Consider the following 13,889-nt stretch of genomic DNA (forward strand, 5'->3'; position numbering starts at 1 on the left):
AGCCGCTCTGAATTGTATAAATTCAGGGTGGCTTTTTTGTTATGGTTATTATAAAAGCATTAAACGGCGCTGCAAAATCTAAAATAGACGACTCAATAAGCACAAAAAAAGTGAATACTCTTCCAGAGTTCTCGTACTGATAAGCCCTTTTTCTTATATAATAAAGAGTGAGATGGTATGTTAGAAAGATAATAGGAGGTAGAGGAGGAAAGAATGAAGAGATTACTTGAATATATTACCTTAACAATTGGTTCCATTATTGTTGCTGCCGGATTGGAATTAATTCTGGCTCCTAATGGCCTAGTTGATGGGGGCGTTACAGCTATTGCTATTATGGCTAACGCTGTTGGAGGGTTTCCGATCTGGGTTGTTTACATATGTCTCAACTTACCTACTCTTTTGTTTTCTGCAAAATTAATGGGAAGGCGCTTTGTCATTCGAACGATATATGCGAATATTGTGACAACATTTGCCCTTATTTGGTTGGCACCGATGTCAGCAATCACCTCCTCTGAAGTCTTAATTGTGTTATACGGTGGATTGTTACTTGGTGCAGGTATAGGTTTAGTAGTGAAAGCGGGTGGAGCGGTTGATGGTACAGAAATGATTGCAATATGGGCACAAAAAAGATTCCATATTTCAATAAGTACATTTTTACTTTCAATTAATGCAATAATTCTTCTCGGAGCAGCATTTGTATTTACATTAGAACAGGCGATGTTTTCAATCGCAGTCTTTTATATCGTATCAAAAATGATTGACTTTGTACTAGATGGTTTGAATCAAGGAAAATCGGTAATGATTATTTCTGATAGTCCCCATCAGGTTGGAGAAAATTTACTTAAAGAATTAGATGTACAAATTACGTATTTATATGGTCAAGGTGGGTATACAGGTGATGAGAGGTTAATTATCTACTGTATTACAAATCGCTTTATGTATCCTAAATTAAAAGAAGTAGTTCTCACGATTGACCCTGGAGCAGTATTAGAAGCATCGTACGTAACAGAAACGGCAGGAATAAAAAAGAATCATATTTTTTCATCAGGGAGACAACAAAAGAAGGAAAAGTAGTTAGTAATCTAGTATTGAACTAATAGAATCTGATAAAGGAGTGGAGATTTATGAAAGTATCATATCATGGACATTCAGTTGTTTTGATTGAAGTGAATGACAAAAAAATTATAATTGACCCTTTTATTACAGGTAATGGAGAAACAGATTTAAAGGCTGATGACCTGTCTGTAGATGTTATTTTACTAACTCATGGACATAATGATCATGTTGGGGATACGGTAGATTTAGCGAAACGTAATGATGCATTAGTCGTTGCACCATTTGAACTAGCTACCTACCTAGGTTGGCAAGGTGTTACTGCCCATCCAATGCATATTGGTGGAGCGCATGAGTTTGATTTCGGAAAGGTCAAACTGACACAAGCCTTTCATGGATCAGCTTATGTGGTTGAGGAAGAAAAACAAATTATCTATACGGGAATGCCAAGTGGGATTTTATTTAGTGCAGAAGGAAAGACGATTTTTCATGCGGGAGACACGGCGCTTTTCTCTGATATGAAATTAATTGGTGAGAGAAATGAAATCGACATAGCGTTTCTTCCGATTGGTGACAACTTTACAATGGGGCCAGAAGATGCAAGTCTAGCAGCAAATTGGCTTCAAGCGAAAACTGTTGTACCAATCCACTATAATACTTTTCCTGTAATTGAACAGGATCCAGAGTCTTTCGTTAAGTTACTAGCAGAAGGTCAAGGTAAAGTTATTGCTGTAGGGCAATCGATTGAGCTATAAATGTTCTAAAAAAGAAGTGAGATTTGTTTGCTGACAAATCTTACTTCTTTTTTTATGTACAAGGCATAAGATATGGTAGGACAACTTTATTACTTTAGAAATATACGATGGTCAGAAAGGAGAAACAAGATGAAGCAACGATTAGTACTCTGTCTATTGTTTACGTTAGCAATGTTGTATCTTGCTATTCCTCATTTACCGTTTGGAGCAGATGGACTTGCAGGGATTTTTGCAATTTCTTGGGCGGTATTTGCACTTATTGTGTTAGGTGGGAATTTATCAGGGCTGTTATACTCAAAGAAATTAGTCCAAGGGGAAAGTGCTGAGAAGGATAGAAAAGAGTTAAACCCTCGTAAAATCAAGAGATATAGTAGGTAGCCTTGATGTACTGTTCTTTCAACTGTATAATATATTATAATACAGAGCTTTCAATCCTGATAAATACAGTTGAAAGAACGAAAGTGTGGTGGATATCATGGCAACGAAACACGAGCAAATTCTTCAATACATTAATAATTTAGAAATTGGCGAAAAAATCTCTGTTCGTCAAATCGCAAAGGCCTTAAATGTAAGTGAAGGAACAGCGTATCGTGCAATAAAGGAAGCGGAAAACCAAGGCTTTGTTAGTACAATTGAAAGAGTCGGAACAATACGGATTGAAAAGAAGCAAAAGGATAATATAGAGAAGCTAACATTTGCTGAAGTTATCAATATAATAGATGGAACGGTTCTAGGTGGAAGACAAGGATTATATAAGACGCTAAACAGGTTTGTTATCGGTGCAATGAAGTTAGATGCAATGATGCGTTATGTAGAAGCTGGGAACCTTTTAATTGTTGGAAACCGTTATCAAGTACATAAGCTAGCTCTTGAAGCAGGAGCCGCGGTATTAATTACAGGTGGATTTGATACAAGTGATGAAGTAATCAAGCTCGCTGATGAGTTAGAATTACCGATTATCTCAACTAGTTATGATACGTTTACAGTAGCAACAATGATTAATCGGGCAATTTATGACCAGTTGATCAAAAAAGAAATAGTGTTAGTCGATGATGTGCTTATCCCATTACAGGATACGTATTATTTAACAACATCAAACCTAATAGAAAAATGGCATGAGCTTAATGCAAGAACAGGGCACAGTCGTTATCCGGTTATCGATGATAGCTTACGAATTCAAGGGATGGTTGCAGCGAAAGATGTTATGGGAGTCAATCCCCAAACTCCAATCGAAAAAGTAATGACGAAAAATCCAATTACCGTTAATGAGCGGACATCAGTTGCTTCTGTAGCTCATGTTATGGTGTGGGAAGGTATCGAGCTTACGCCTGTAATTGATAATAATAGAAAGCTCCTAGGTGTAATCAGTCGTCAGGACGTATTGAAAGCATTACAAATGATTCAACGTCAGCCGCATGTAGGGGAGACGATAGATGATATTGTAACAAGTCGTTTTGTGGACAAGTCTACTACCGATCCAATCTATCAATGTGAGGTAACACCACAAATGACAAATCATTTAGGGACAATCTCATATGGTGTAATTACAACGATAGTGACTGAGGCGGGAAGTAGAGTTCTTCGTAAGTATAAAAAGGGTGACTTAGTGGTAGAGAATATAACAGTATATTTTATAAAGCCTGTTCAAATTGAAAGTATGATTGATATTTATCCAAAAGTTCTAGAAATAGGACGAAAGCATGGAAAGATTGATGTAGAAATCTACCATGATGGTGAGATAGTAGGGAAAGCATTAATGATGGCACAATTGCTTGATAGATAGTTATACAAAAAGAGATGTCCCAAAAGGGTATTTTATACCCTTTTGGGACATCTCCTTACTATTACATATTAACGATTTTGACTTGCTTCATCTAGTACTTGAGGTAGGAAGTGTTTATAATTTCTATATCCTAAGAATGTATTAGTTGCACCAAGTAATGTGAATATAATCCCGATTGTAATATCAATATTACTGCGAGGAAAGAGTAATAGATTTAGACCAAAGAAAGCTAAGAAAGCACCTAAAGACATGTTTGCTTTTGATTGGATCCAATTCTTTTCTACTGGTGACTTTGTACGCCAAAACTTCACTTTAAAATAAATAAAGAAAGCAAGAGCTATAACAATTAGAATAACAAATGATTGTGCCAATGAAATTCCTCCTAGTATTACGAGTTAAGAGGTTGCTATATATACAACCTTTTTTATTGTACAGTTTCTTTATTGGAAAAGCTAGTATAGGCAGAAGGCAAAATTGTTATGAAAAGGAGATTGACAATGCTTCATGAAATAATTGAGAAAATAGAGAAGTATGAAAAAATTATAATTCATCGACATGAACGGCCTGATCCAGATGCACTTGGCTCTCAAGGAGGGTTAGCTGAAATCATTCAATACAATTATCCTTCTAAAACGGTCTACGTTGTTGGGGAGGAAGAGCCCTCATTACTCTATTTAAATCAAATGGATACAATAGAGGATAAAGAATTTGAAGGTGCCCTTATCATTGTCAGTGACACAGCAAATACTGAGCGAGTTAGTGACCAACGTTACAGTAAGGGAGCCTTCCTTATTAAGGTTGACCATCATCCGAATGAGGAGCCTTATGGCGATATTGTATGGGTCGATACGACATTTAGTAGCGCGAGTGAAATGATCATTGAATTATACAAAGCAGGTCAAGAAAAAGGCTGGAAGTTGAATGAGAAAGCGGCCTTCCTTTTGTATGCAGGGATTGTAGGAGATACAGGACGGTTTCGCTTTCCAAACACTACAGGACAAACCCATCGTTATGTAAGTGAGCTTGTTGATATGGGAATTGACCAATCGGCTTTCTATACTGAGCTTTATAAGCGTGATTTAAAAATGAAGAGACTTGAAGGCTACGTATTACAGAACTTTGAAGTGGTAGGTGGAATAATAGGTGTAATGAACCTATCAAAAGAAAAATTAGCTGAATTTAATGTATCAACAAGTGAATCATCACAATTAGTAGGTTGTTTTTCTGACGTAGAAGGCTTAAAAGCATGGGTATTCTTTGTAGAGGACGAGGATGGAGAAATTCGTGTTCGCCTCCGCTCTAAAGGCCCTGTTATTAATAAAATTGCTCAAAAGTATCATGGTGGTGGACACCCAATGGCGTCGGGTGCAAAGGCATTTTCTTGGGAGGAAACGAAGGACATTATTGCCGATTTACGTAGAGTATGTAAGGAATAACATGAGTGAATGGTAAAACAGCAAGGAGTTATTTGATGATAATCCTTGCTGTTTTTTATATTAGCCTTTTTTATTTACAGGAATGAACCAAGATCCAACTTCGATTTTATCTTCAGTAAATTCTACTTTGTCTTGTTCGAGTAATAATCTAATTTTATTAATCACTTCAGAAGATTCAGCATAAGAAGAATATCCGGCTTTAATATTTTCTACTTTTTCTAGAGCAGTTTTATCATCTTTTACGTTGTCCATTTTTATCACTTCCTTAAATGAGCTATGATAATTTTATTATACCGAAATATTTCATTCTAATCTATTTATCTTTAGATTTGTGGAGGAGGACAGACGTTTATTGTTTAGTTAACAAATTCTATTTTCATATGAAGTTCGATTGTTGTGTACAAGGAGACGTATACAGTTTTTAATTGAAATCTACTTTCACCGATTGTAAACATTTTGTTTTCAATCGTCCGTATCATTAAATCTTTCGTTCGTGATACGGTTTCAATGTCTTTCCCTTTTAGGAATTCTAATTCACTTAATGCATTTTGCTTTAGCTCATATAAGGTTAATTCATTTAATTTTAATTTTTCTTCATTAGTGAATTGAATTTCGATATCTTGAATAGTTAGCTTTTTTTGGTTTTCTTCATTCAACTTTTCTTGATCGCTTCGTAGAATTTTGATTGTTTTTTTCTGGTCATCAATCGTTAATTGCTGCTTCTTAATTTCAATGACAAGTCGTTCATGAATTGTGCCAAAATTGTATATGAAAAATCCCCACCCAATGAGCATCCCGATAATAACGCCTGCAAAGAATCGTTGCCATCCAGGGCGCTTATAGTATTCTGGTATTCTCATGGTCCTAGATGCTCCTGAGTTAACCATTGGACAATGGTCGTGCCAGAATGTGCTCCACATAACGCCGCGAAAATCATAAATAATGTCTTGAAAATATCATCATGTGTACCGTAAAATAACCCACGTTCTAAACTTGTTATTGCATCAAATGTCCCACCTATTGCAGCGACGAGGGCCCAAATTTTTAGGCTGCCTGCTAAGTCATACATTGTCTTCAGTGGGGGATTACCAATAAGAAAAGCACCAATACCACCAATGACAGCTCCACCAATAATAACGCCAAATGCGACAAAAAAGTCCATTATTAATGTAGCAAGAAAATCTCGACTCATATTTTTCCTCCTATCACTAGTCAAACTTCATCTTCCATATAAAATGTTCAATTTACTGTTGGCTATCTGTTATTCCTCATAGAAAGTCTCCCGTTTTATAACTTACACAATAAAAAAACTCTTATATAATATATAGATTAAAAAGCTGGACAATATGCTTGTTTTTCTAGACAGGCAGTTACATACTAGAACTATTATAAAAAGTGATTCGTGTATAGAGTTAGAAAAGATGAGTACGGAAAGGATGGTTACCGATGGGGTTTGTTCATTTGCATGTACATAGTGAATATAGCTTATTGACAGGGACATGTCGTATTGAGGAATTGGTCAAAACAGCAAGAAACAATGGCTATACCTCTCTTGCTATTACGGATTTACATACAGTCTATGGATTAATTCCTTTTTATAAGGCGTGCAAAAGGGAAGGGATCCATCCTGTCCTTGGAGTTGAGCTTACAATTCTGCCAAATGACGAAAAAGCTAAACCAACAACGTTGCTGTTTTATGCGAAAACTAACAAAGGCTATCGTCAATTATTGAAGCTATCGTCCATTTCTCAACTTAGTAAAAACAGAATAAAAGGCTTACATAGTCGTAATATTATAGAGTACTCCGAAGACCTTCTAGTGGTTTCCCCATATGCTAGTGGAGAAGTACAACAGTTTCTAAGAGAACAAAACCTTCAAAAGGCAGTAGAACGAATCAACCAATACAAGGGTCTCCTAGGTGATGAAAATTTTTACTTAGAAATACAGAATCATGGTGCAGGTGAGGATAAAGAATTAAATAAGCTCATCTATCAGATAGCGGCTGAAACAAACTGCCAAGTTGTAGCAAGTAATCATGTTCATTTTGTATCGAAGGATGATGTCGATGCTTACCAAGTTGTTAACGCGATTAGTGAGGGGAAATTAATAAAAAGCGGTGAGTATCACGAGGAAAAAGAGTTTTATTTAAAAACAGAACAAGAGATGAACGCTCTGTTTGAAAACTATCCTGATGCGATAACAAATAGTGAAATGATTGCTGAAGCATGCCAAGTTAACTTATCATTTGGACAAACTTATATGCCAAAATATCCTACTCCAGAGGGAATAAGTAGTGAAGACTATTTAGCGCAATTGTGTGAGAAAGGAATTTCAGACAAATATAATGAAATATCTCCTCAAATACAGGAACGACTAACGTATGAGCTATCAATTATTTCAAAGATGACATATAGTGACTATTTCTTAATTGTGTGGGACTTTATGAAATATGCTCATAGCCAAGGAATGATAACAGGTCCAGGACGGGGTTCGGCGGCAGGTTCTTTAGTTGCATATGCTTTAAATATTACAAATGTAGACCCACTTAAGCATGACCTTTTATTTGAACGGTTCTTAAACCCTGAGCGTATATCAATGCCGGATATAGATATAGACTTCCCTGATATTCGAAGGGATGAAGTGATTCAATATGTGCAAGGAAAATATGGAAGAAATCATGTTGCGCAAATTATTACGTTTGGTACGTTAGCAGCGAAAGCCTCTTTACGAGATGTAGGGAGGGTGTTAGATATAGATACACAAATCGTTGATAAAGTATCGAAGCTCATTCCTAGCACCCCTGGAATCACTTTAAAGCGTGCATATAAAGAAGTAACAAGATTACAGGAGGTTTTACAGCAATCTGAGGAAGCGAGATCTCTTTTTTATTATGCTTCAAAAGTGGAAGGGCTCCCAAGGCATGCGTCAACACATGCTGCTGGTGTAGTAATTAGTGACGAGCCTCTCATCAATTATGTAGGCTTACAAGAAGGACAAGGGGACATTTTACTTACTCAATATTCAATGGATATTCTTGAAGAAGTAGGATTATTAAAAATGGACTTTCTTGGCTTGCGTAACTTAACTCTTTTAGAAGAAATCGTTCATTTGATTAAGTTAGATAAACAGGAAGTTATTAATCTACATCAAATTCCTTTTAATGATAAAGCTACGTTTAACATGTTAAGTGCTGGAGAAACAACAGGGATTTTTCAATTAGAATCTGCTGGTATGAAAAAGGTTTTACAAAATTTAAAGCCTACAGCCTTTGAAGATATTGTAGCGGTTAATGCATTATACCGACCAGGGCCAATGGAAAATATACCTACCTACATCGAAGGAAAGCACGGTAAACGAACAATCCATTATCCGCATCGAGATTTAGAGTCAATCCTTAAACCGACATATGGTGTTATCGTCTATCAGGAGCAAATTATGCAAATTGCTTCTAAAATGGCTGGTTTTTCTTTAGGTGAAGCTGACCTGCTAAGACGAGCGGTAAGTAAAAAAAAGCGAGATGTATTAGAGAAAGAAAGGCAACATTTTGTGAACGGTGCAACCGAAAAAGGCTATGAAGAGAGTGTGGCTGAAGCGGTATATAATTTAATTGTACGTTTTGCTGATTATGGCTTTAATAAGAGTCATGCAGTAGCGTACAGTATTATCTCCTACCAACTCGCTTATTTAAAAGCAAATTTCCCGTCTGCTTTTTATGCGGCTCTATTATCAAGTGCAGTTTTTCATCAGCAAAAATTAATGCAATACATGACTGAAGCAAAAAAACAGCATATTGAAATACTTCCTCCAAGTATTAATCAAAGTTATTACGGATTTACAATGGACAAGGGAAGAGTTCGTTTTGGTCTGTCAGTTATTCGCCATGTAGGCTCCAAGGCTGCGGAAGAAATTATCTCAAAGAGAATGTCAACTCCATATGAAGATATATTTGATTTTTGTGCAAGAGTTGACGGAAGTCTTGTGACGAGACGAGGGATAGAAGCACTAATTATTTCAGGCTGTTTCGACGAATTTGGAGCTCATCGTGCACAATTATTAGCTAGTTTGGATGATGCACTTGAATTTGCGGAGAAAATGAATCAGTCTCAAACAGAAGAGCAGCTTTTTTCGTTACAGGTTGAAAAGCCTGACTATATAGATGTACCTCCCTTTGAAAACCAGGAACTATTATCGTTTGAAAAAGATATGCTAGGTTTCTATTTGTCAGGTCACCCAGCATCAACATATAAAAAAAAGCTGAATTTAAATGGTGGACAATTGATTAGTGAAGTGGAAGAAAAGGGGCGGTCAACAAGAATAGGTGGACTAGTTACGTCAATAAGAAAAATAAAGACAAAAAAAGGGGACGAAATGGCATTTGCAACAGTCAGCGATGAAAGCGGTGAAATGCCCCTTGTTATGTTTCCGAATGTATGGAAGAGATCCTACTCACAATTTAGAGAGGGAAGCTTAGTCTTTATTGAGGGGAAGCTTGACCAAAATGGACAGCAATCCTCTTTTGTAGTGGAGAAAGTAGCTGATTTAAAAAGCCTGACAATAAAACAAAGTAAAGTAAAAACTTATCTTAAAATAGAACAAAAGCATGAAGAGCAAGGAACGCTTTTACGAGTGAAAGAAGTACTACAAAAGTACCCAGGCGATGACGAGGTAATTCTATACTACGAAACGAAACAGCAAACAGTTCGTCTCTCTTCGAATTTCTCCATTACTAGTTGTGAAGAATGTATTTTAGAGCTTAAGGACATATTAGGTAAAAAAAATGTTGTGAACAAAATAATTTAAATATGTAAATCAATTTAATGTCTGTTATAATAGGGACACCTTTAAGTGGTCAGACCAATTTGTCGTCTGTAAGACTTGGAATGGAAAGAGAAGGAGAGTGAAGGAAATTGTCAACATTGAGAGAAGAAGCGTTACATATGCACCGAGTGAATAAAGGGAAACTAGAATCGAAATCTAAAGTACAGGTTCGTAATGGCAAAGACTTAAGCTTAGCCTATTCTCCCGGAGTAGCGGAACCTTGTAAAGAAATATTCGATAATGTTGAAGATGTTTATGAATATACAATGAAAGGGAACATGGTTGCTGTTGTAACAGATGGTACAGCTGTATTAGGTTTAGGAAACATCGGTCCTGAAGCGGCACTCCCAGTTATGGAAGGGAAGGCAGTACTATTTAAATCATTTGCAGGTGTAGATGCGTTCCCAATCTGTTTAAATACAAATGATGTAGATAAAATTGTTGAGACAGTTAAGCTACTTGAACCTACATTTGGTGGCGTTAATTTAGAAGATATTGCAGCGCCTAACTGCTTCGTAATAGAAGAAAGACTAAAGAAAGAAACAAATATCCCAATTTTTCATGACGACCAGCATGGTACAGCGATTGTTACACTTGCAGGATTAATTAATGCACTTAAGATTTCAGGAAAGTCACTTTCTGAAATTAAAGTAGTTGCTAATGGTGCAGGAGCAGCTGGTATTGCAATTATCAAGTTGTTACATCGTATGGGTGTACGTGATATTATCATGTGTGATTCTAAGGGTGCTATTTTCGAAGGACGTTCTTACGGAATGAATGATGTGAAAGCTGACGTGGCTACGTACACGAACCCTAAGCGCAAAGAAGGTTCATTAGCTGATGTTATCGTTGATACAGATGTATTTATCGGTGTATCTGTAGCTGGAGCGTTATCAAAAGAAATGGTTGAAACTATGAATGACAAACCAGTTATATTTGCTATGGCGAACCCTGATCCAGAAATAATGCCTGATGATGCGAAAGCAGCTGGCGCCCAGGTGATTGGAACAGGTCGCTCTGATTTCCCTAACCAAGTTAATAATGTGTTAGCGTTCCCTGGTATTTTCCGTGGTGCTCTAGACGTACGTGCGACTCATATTAACGAAGAGATGAAGGTAGCTGCTGTTTATGCAATTGCGAGCTTAGTATCTGATGATGAATTAAATGCTGATTATGTAATCCCAGCACCATTTGACTCTAGAGTAGCACCAGCTGTAGCAGCTGCAGTAGCAAAGGCTGCTATGGAAACTGGAGTGGCAAGAAGAAATGTAGATCCAGAAGAAGTGGCTGAAAAAACAAGAAGGTTGGCAATTATTGAGTAATAAAGTACAGCTGGAACATGAGGAGAGAAGGTGACGTACCTTATGTCAGAAAAGCCGTCTAAAATGTATATTGAAATTGTCAAAGAGATACGGTATATCATTCAAGCTGATAATTTAAAAAGTGGAGACAAGCTCCCATCTGAACGCGAACTTAGTGAACGCCTTCAGGTGGGGCGTTCTTCTGTTCGAGAAGCTCTTCGTGCGTTAGAGCTTCTCGATTTAATTGAAACTAGACGTGGTGAAGGTACTTTTATTCAAAAAGCCGGGAGTCATCGCTTAGTTGAAGTCATCCTTGGATTTATTTTAAATGATGATGGTGCAAGGCAAGATTTAACTGAAACTAGATGGATAGTGGAAGTAGAAGCATTAAAGCTAGCTAGTGAGCGTATTACTAGTGAACAACTGAATAAGCTAGAAGGATTAATAGAACGGTCAAAAAAAGAGTGGAGCCATGGAGATTTTCCTGTCGAAGAAGACTATTTATTCCATAAAACAATTGTAGAAGCTTGTCAAAATCGCCTACTATTAAATATATGGGTTCCACTAGTAGCGTATAACAAGGTGGCAATCAAAGAGTCGTTAGCTAGAGAAGGGCGCCCGCTAGAGTCAATTGCAGAGCATGAAGAAATATATATGGGGCTAGTAGAAAGAGATGTTCAAAGAGCAGTCTCAGCCCTTCGTAAACACTTAGAAAATAGTCGATTTTAATCGATTTTTCTTATACGATGCTATTCCCCAGTTTATTGATACTAGCAACTGTAATATGATATGATAGGATAAATTTTGATAGAAATAATATGAGGAACTCATCTTAAGGTTAAAGAGGTGTGATTGTGTTAAGAAACTTTTTTCCGAAAAAGAAAAAATATGCAACGATACCTTCTGAGCGTGCAAAGCAGGAGGTACCAGAAGGTCTAATGACCAAATGTCCTTCATGCCGAACTATTATGTATACAAAAGAATTAAAAAAGAACTTGATGGTCTGTGCATCATGTGGACATCATCACAGGATGACTGCATTTGAACGGATTGACAGTCTATTAGATGAAGGAACATTCGTAGAATATGATCATGACATGATCGGAGCTGACCCGTTAGGTTTCCCGACTTACATGGAGAAGCTAGAAGCTGATCGTAAGAAGTCTAACCTTAACGAAGCTGTCGTAACAGGAGAAGGTTTCATCAATGGCTTATCTACTGTTATTGGTATTATGGATTCTAGGTTCCGTATGGGCAGTATGGGTTCAGTAGTTGGTGAAAAAATTACTAGAGCAATTGAGCGAGCAATTGAACAGAAAAAGCCATTTATCTTGTTTTCTGCTTCTGGTGGAGCTAGGATGCAAGAGGGTGTATTAAGCTTAATGCAAATGGCAAAAACGAGTGCAGCATTGAAAAAGCTTAGTAACCAAGGTGGTCTCTTTATTTCAATTATGACTCATCCAACGACTGGTGGAGTATCAGCTAGTTTCGCATCATTAGGAGATTATAATTTTGCTGAACCAAAAGCTCTTATTGGATTTGCTGGACGTCGAATTATTGAGCAGACAATTCGCGAGGAGCTCCCAGAAGACTTTCAGACTGCAGAATTTCTTCTTAAACATGGTCAATTAGATAGAGTTATAAATCGTTTAGAAATGAAAGACGAGTTAACAACAATATTAGATATACACCAAAGCTAAACATGGTTGGAGGTGAATTCAATGGCAGACTTAAGTTTTGAGAAACCGATTATTGAATTACGTAACAAGATTGCTGAACTAAAGGCATTTACAGAAGAAAAAGATATTGACCTTTCTGATGAGATTGTGAAGTTAGAAACAAGACTTCATCAACTAGAATCAGATATTTATGGAAACCTACAGCCTTGGGAACGAGTGCAAATTGCTAGACATACGAATAGACCTACAACTCTTGATTACATAGAGCATCTATTTACAGACTTTCTTGAAATGCATGGAGACCGTTTATATGGTGATGACGAAGCAATCGTTGGTGGAATAGCAAAATATAAAGGGAAACCAGTTACTGTAATTGGTCACCAAAGAGGAAAAGATACGAAAGAAAATATTCGTCGTAACTTCGGAATGCCTCATCCAGAAGGGTACCGTAAGGCATTACGTTTAATGTATCAGGCGGAGAAGTTCAATCGTCCAATTATTTGTTTTATTGATACTAAGGGTGCCTTCCCAGGTAAAGCAGCGGAGGAACGTGGACAAAGTGAAGCAATTGCTCGTAATTTACTCGAGATGGCTGGTCTTACTGTTCCTGTAGTTTGTATTGTAATTGGAGAAGGTGGAAGCGGTGGTGCACTTGCTCTTGGTGTCGGAAATCATATTCATATGCTTGAAAACTCTACATACTCTGTTATTTCTCCTGAAGGGGCTGCAGCTTTGTTGTGGAAGGATGCAAGTCTAGCGCAACGTGCGGCTGAAACGATGAAAATTACAGCGCCAGATTTGAAGGAATTAGGCATTATTGATGAGATCATTCCAGAAGTAAAGGGTGGAGCACATCGAGATGTATTGGAACAAGCCAATGCTATTGATGAAGCGATAACTAATTCGTTAAAAAAACTTTCTGATATGTCTGAGGAAGAGTTAGTTGAACAGCGATATGAAAAATACAAAAGTATAGGCCAATATTCGTTTGTAAACGATTCCATTGGAGTCAATTAACAAAAGTGCTTTCTTTTAATTAAGGAAGCACTTTTTCTCTCGCTTTA

At 37.0% G+C, this 13,889-nt stretch carries 14 protein-coding genes; 10 read left to right on the top strand and 4 right to left on the bottom strand.

All coding sequences use genetic code 11. From position 1 onward, the window contains the following. Window positions 1-213: 213 nt before the first annotated feature. The 4 genes from CD003_RS18355 (at window position 214) to CD003_RS18370 (ending at window position 3,591) form a co-directional block, all read left to right on the top strand. Window positions 214-1,074, top strand: a complete 861-nt coding sequence (locus tag CD003_RS18355; RefSeq protein WP_096202693.1) for a YitT family protein — start codon at window positions 214-216, stop codon at window positions 1,072-1,074. Window positions 1,075-1,124: 50 nt separating this feature from the next. After that, window positions 1,125-1,808, top strand: coding sequence for a metal-dependent hydrolase (locus tag CD003_RS18360; RefSeq protein WP_096202694.1), 684 nt, complete (start codon window positions 1,125-1,127; stop codon window positions 1,806-1,808). Between the two features lie 129 nt (window positions 1,809-1,937). Then, entirely contained in the window at window positions 1,938-2,186 is a 249-nt protein-coding gene (locus CD003_RS18365) for a hypothetical protein (protein WP_096202695.1), read from the top strand. Between the two features lie 97 nt (window positions 2,187-2,283). Then, the gene (locus CD003_RS18370; RefSeq protein ID WP_096202696.1) at window positions 2,284-3,591 is read left to right on the top strand and encodes a CBS domain-containing protein; all 1,308 of its coding nucleotides are present in this window, start codon (window positions 2,284-2,286) and stop codon (window positions 3,589-3,591) included. A gap of 68 nt (window positions 3,592-3,659) precedes the next feature. Here the strand turns inward: CD003_RS18370 and CD003_RS18375 are convergent, their stop codons facing one another. Next, window positions 3,660-3,962, bottom strand: coding sequence for a YtpI family protein (locus CD003_RS18375; RefSeq protein ID WP_096202697.1), 303 nt, complete (start codon window positions 3,960-3,962; stop codon window positions 3,660-3,662). A 126-nt stretch (window positions 3,963-4,088) separates the two neighbouring features. Between CD003_RS18375 and CD003_RS18380 the strand changes: the two genes are divergently transcribed. Continuing rightward, complete coding sequence (locus CD003_RS18380; RefSeq protein ID WP_096202698.1) at window positions 4,089-5,027, top strand: DHH family phosphoesterase; 939 nt, start codon at window positions 4,089-4,091, stop codon at window positions 5,025-5,027. Window positions 5,028-5,087: 60 nt separating this feature from the next. Here CD003_RS18380 and CD003_RS18385 read toward each other — a convergent pair whose 3' ends face one another. From CD003_RS18385 to CD003_RS18395, 3 genes are all read right to left on the bottom strand, one after another. After that, the gene (locus CD003_RS18385; protein ID WP_096202699.1) at window positions 5,088-5,279 is read right to left on the bottom strand and encodes a hypothetical protein; all 192 of its coding nucleotides are present in this window, start codon (window positions 5,277-5,279) and stop codon (window positions 5,088-5,090) included. Between the two features lie 104 nt (window positions 5,280-5,383). Continuing rightward, window positions 5,384-5,887, bottom strand: a complete 504-nt coding sequence (gene ytrI / locus CD003_RS18390) for a sporulation membrane protein YtrI (protein WP_096202700.1) — start codon at window positions 5,885-5,887, stop codon at window positions 5,384-5,386. Next, window positions 5,884-6,219: a YtrH family sporulation protein gene (locus tag CD003_RS18395; RefSeq protein ID WP_096202701.1), complete on the bottom strand. Its 336-nt coding sequence runs from the start codon at window positions 6,217-6,219 to the stop codon at window positions 5,884-5,886. Before CD003_RS18395 ends, ytrI begins: the two co-directional genes overlap by 4 nt. Window positions 6,220-6,473: 254 nt before the next feature. On the opposite strand from CD003_RS18395, the gene dnaE reads away from it, so the two are divergent. The 5 genes from dnaE (at window position 6,474) to accA (ending at window position 13,842) form a co-directional block, all read left to right on the top strand. After that, complete coding sequence (gene dnaE / locus CD003_RS18400; RefSeq protein WP_096202702.1) at window positions 6,474-9,827, top strand: DNA polymerase III subunit alpha; 3,354 nt, start codon at window positions 6,474-6,476, stop codon at window positions 9,825-9,827. A gap of 137 nt (window positions 9,828-9,964) precedes the next feature. Beyond that, window positions 9,965-11,167: an NAD(P)-dependent malic enzyme gene (locus CD003_RS18405; RefSeq protein ID WP_096202852.1), complete on the top strand. Its 1,203-nt coding sequence runs from the start codon at window positions 9,965-9,967 to the stop codon at window positions 11,165-11,167. A gap of 42 nt (window positions 11,168-11,209) precedes the next feature. Further along, a complete protein-coding gene (locus tag CD003_RS18410; RefSeq protein WP_096202703.1) occupies window positions 11,210-11,875 on the top strand; it encodes a FadR/GntR family transcriptional regulator in 666 nt (221 codons plus the stop codon). Between the two features lie 125 nt (window positions 11,876-12,000). Further along, on the top strand, window positions 12,001-12,846 hold the full coding sequence (gene accD, locus CD003_RS18415; RefSeq protein WP_096202704.1) for an acetyl-CoA carboxylase, carboxyltransferase subunit beta: 846 nt from the start codon (window positions 12,001-12,003) through the stop codon (window positions 12,844-12,846). Window positions 12,847-12,867: 21 nt separating this feature from the next. Next, on the top strand, window positions 12,868-13,842 hold the full coding sequence (accA, locus tag CD003_RS18420; RefSeq protein WP_096202705.1) for an acetyl-CoA carboxylase carboxyl transferase subunit alpha: 975 nt from the start codon (window positions 12,868-12,870) through the stop codon (window positions 13,840-13,842). The last annotated feature ends 47 nt before the right edge of the window (window positions 13,843-13,889 follow it).

Origin of the sequence: Bacillus sp. FJAT-45350 (genome assembly GCF_002335805.1) — a bacterium.
Taxonomy (GTDB): domain Bacteria; phylum Bacillota; class Bacilli; order Bacillales; family NISU01; genus FJAT-45350.

Coding starts and splice junctions, on each gene's coding strand:
- CD003_RS18370 (WP_096202696.1), top strand. CDS start 2,284: ATGGCAACGAAACACGAGCAAATTCTTCAATACATTAATAATTTAGAA.
- CD003_RS18360 (WP_096202694.1), top strand. CDS start 1,125: ATGAAAGTATCATATCATGGACATTCAGTTGTTTTGATTGAAGTGAAT.
- dnaE (WP_096202702.1), top strand. CDS start 6,474: ATGGGGTTTGTTCATTTGCATGTACATAGTGAATATAGCTTATTGACA.
- CD003_RS18385 (WP_096202699.1), bottom strand. CDS start 5,279: ATGGACAACGTAAAAGATGATAAAACTGCTCTAGAAAAAGTAGAAAAT.
- CD003_RS18355 (WP_096202693.1), top strand. CDS start 214: ATGAAGAGATTACTTGAATATATTACCTTAACAATTGGTTCCATTATT.
- CD003_RS18405 (WP_096202852.1), top strand. CDS start 9,965: ATGCACCGAGTGAATAAAGGGAAACTAGAATCGAAATCTAAAGTACAG.
- CD003_RS18365 (WP_096202695.1), top strand. CDS start 1,938: ATGAAGCAACGATTAGTACTCTGTCTATTGTTTACGTTAGCAATGTTG.
- CD003_RS18380 (WP_096202698.1), top strand. CDS start 4,089: ATGCTTCATGAAATAATTGAGAAAATAGAGAAGTATGAAAAAATTATA.
- CD003_RS18410 (WP_096202703.1), top strand. CDS start 11,210: ATGTCAGAAAAGCCGTCTAAAATGTATATTGAAATTGTCAAAGAGATA.
- CD003_RS18395 (WP_096202701.1), bottom strand. CDS start 6,219: ATGAGTCGAGATTTTCTTGCTACATTAATAATGGACTTTTTTGTCGCA.
- accA (WP_096202705.1), top strand. CDS start 12,868: ATGGCAGACTTAAGTTTTGAGAAACCGATTATTGAATTACGTAACAAG.
- ytrI (WP_096202700.1), bottom strand. CDS start 5,887: ATGAGAATACCAGAATACTATAAGCGCCCTGGATGGCAACGATTCTTT.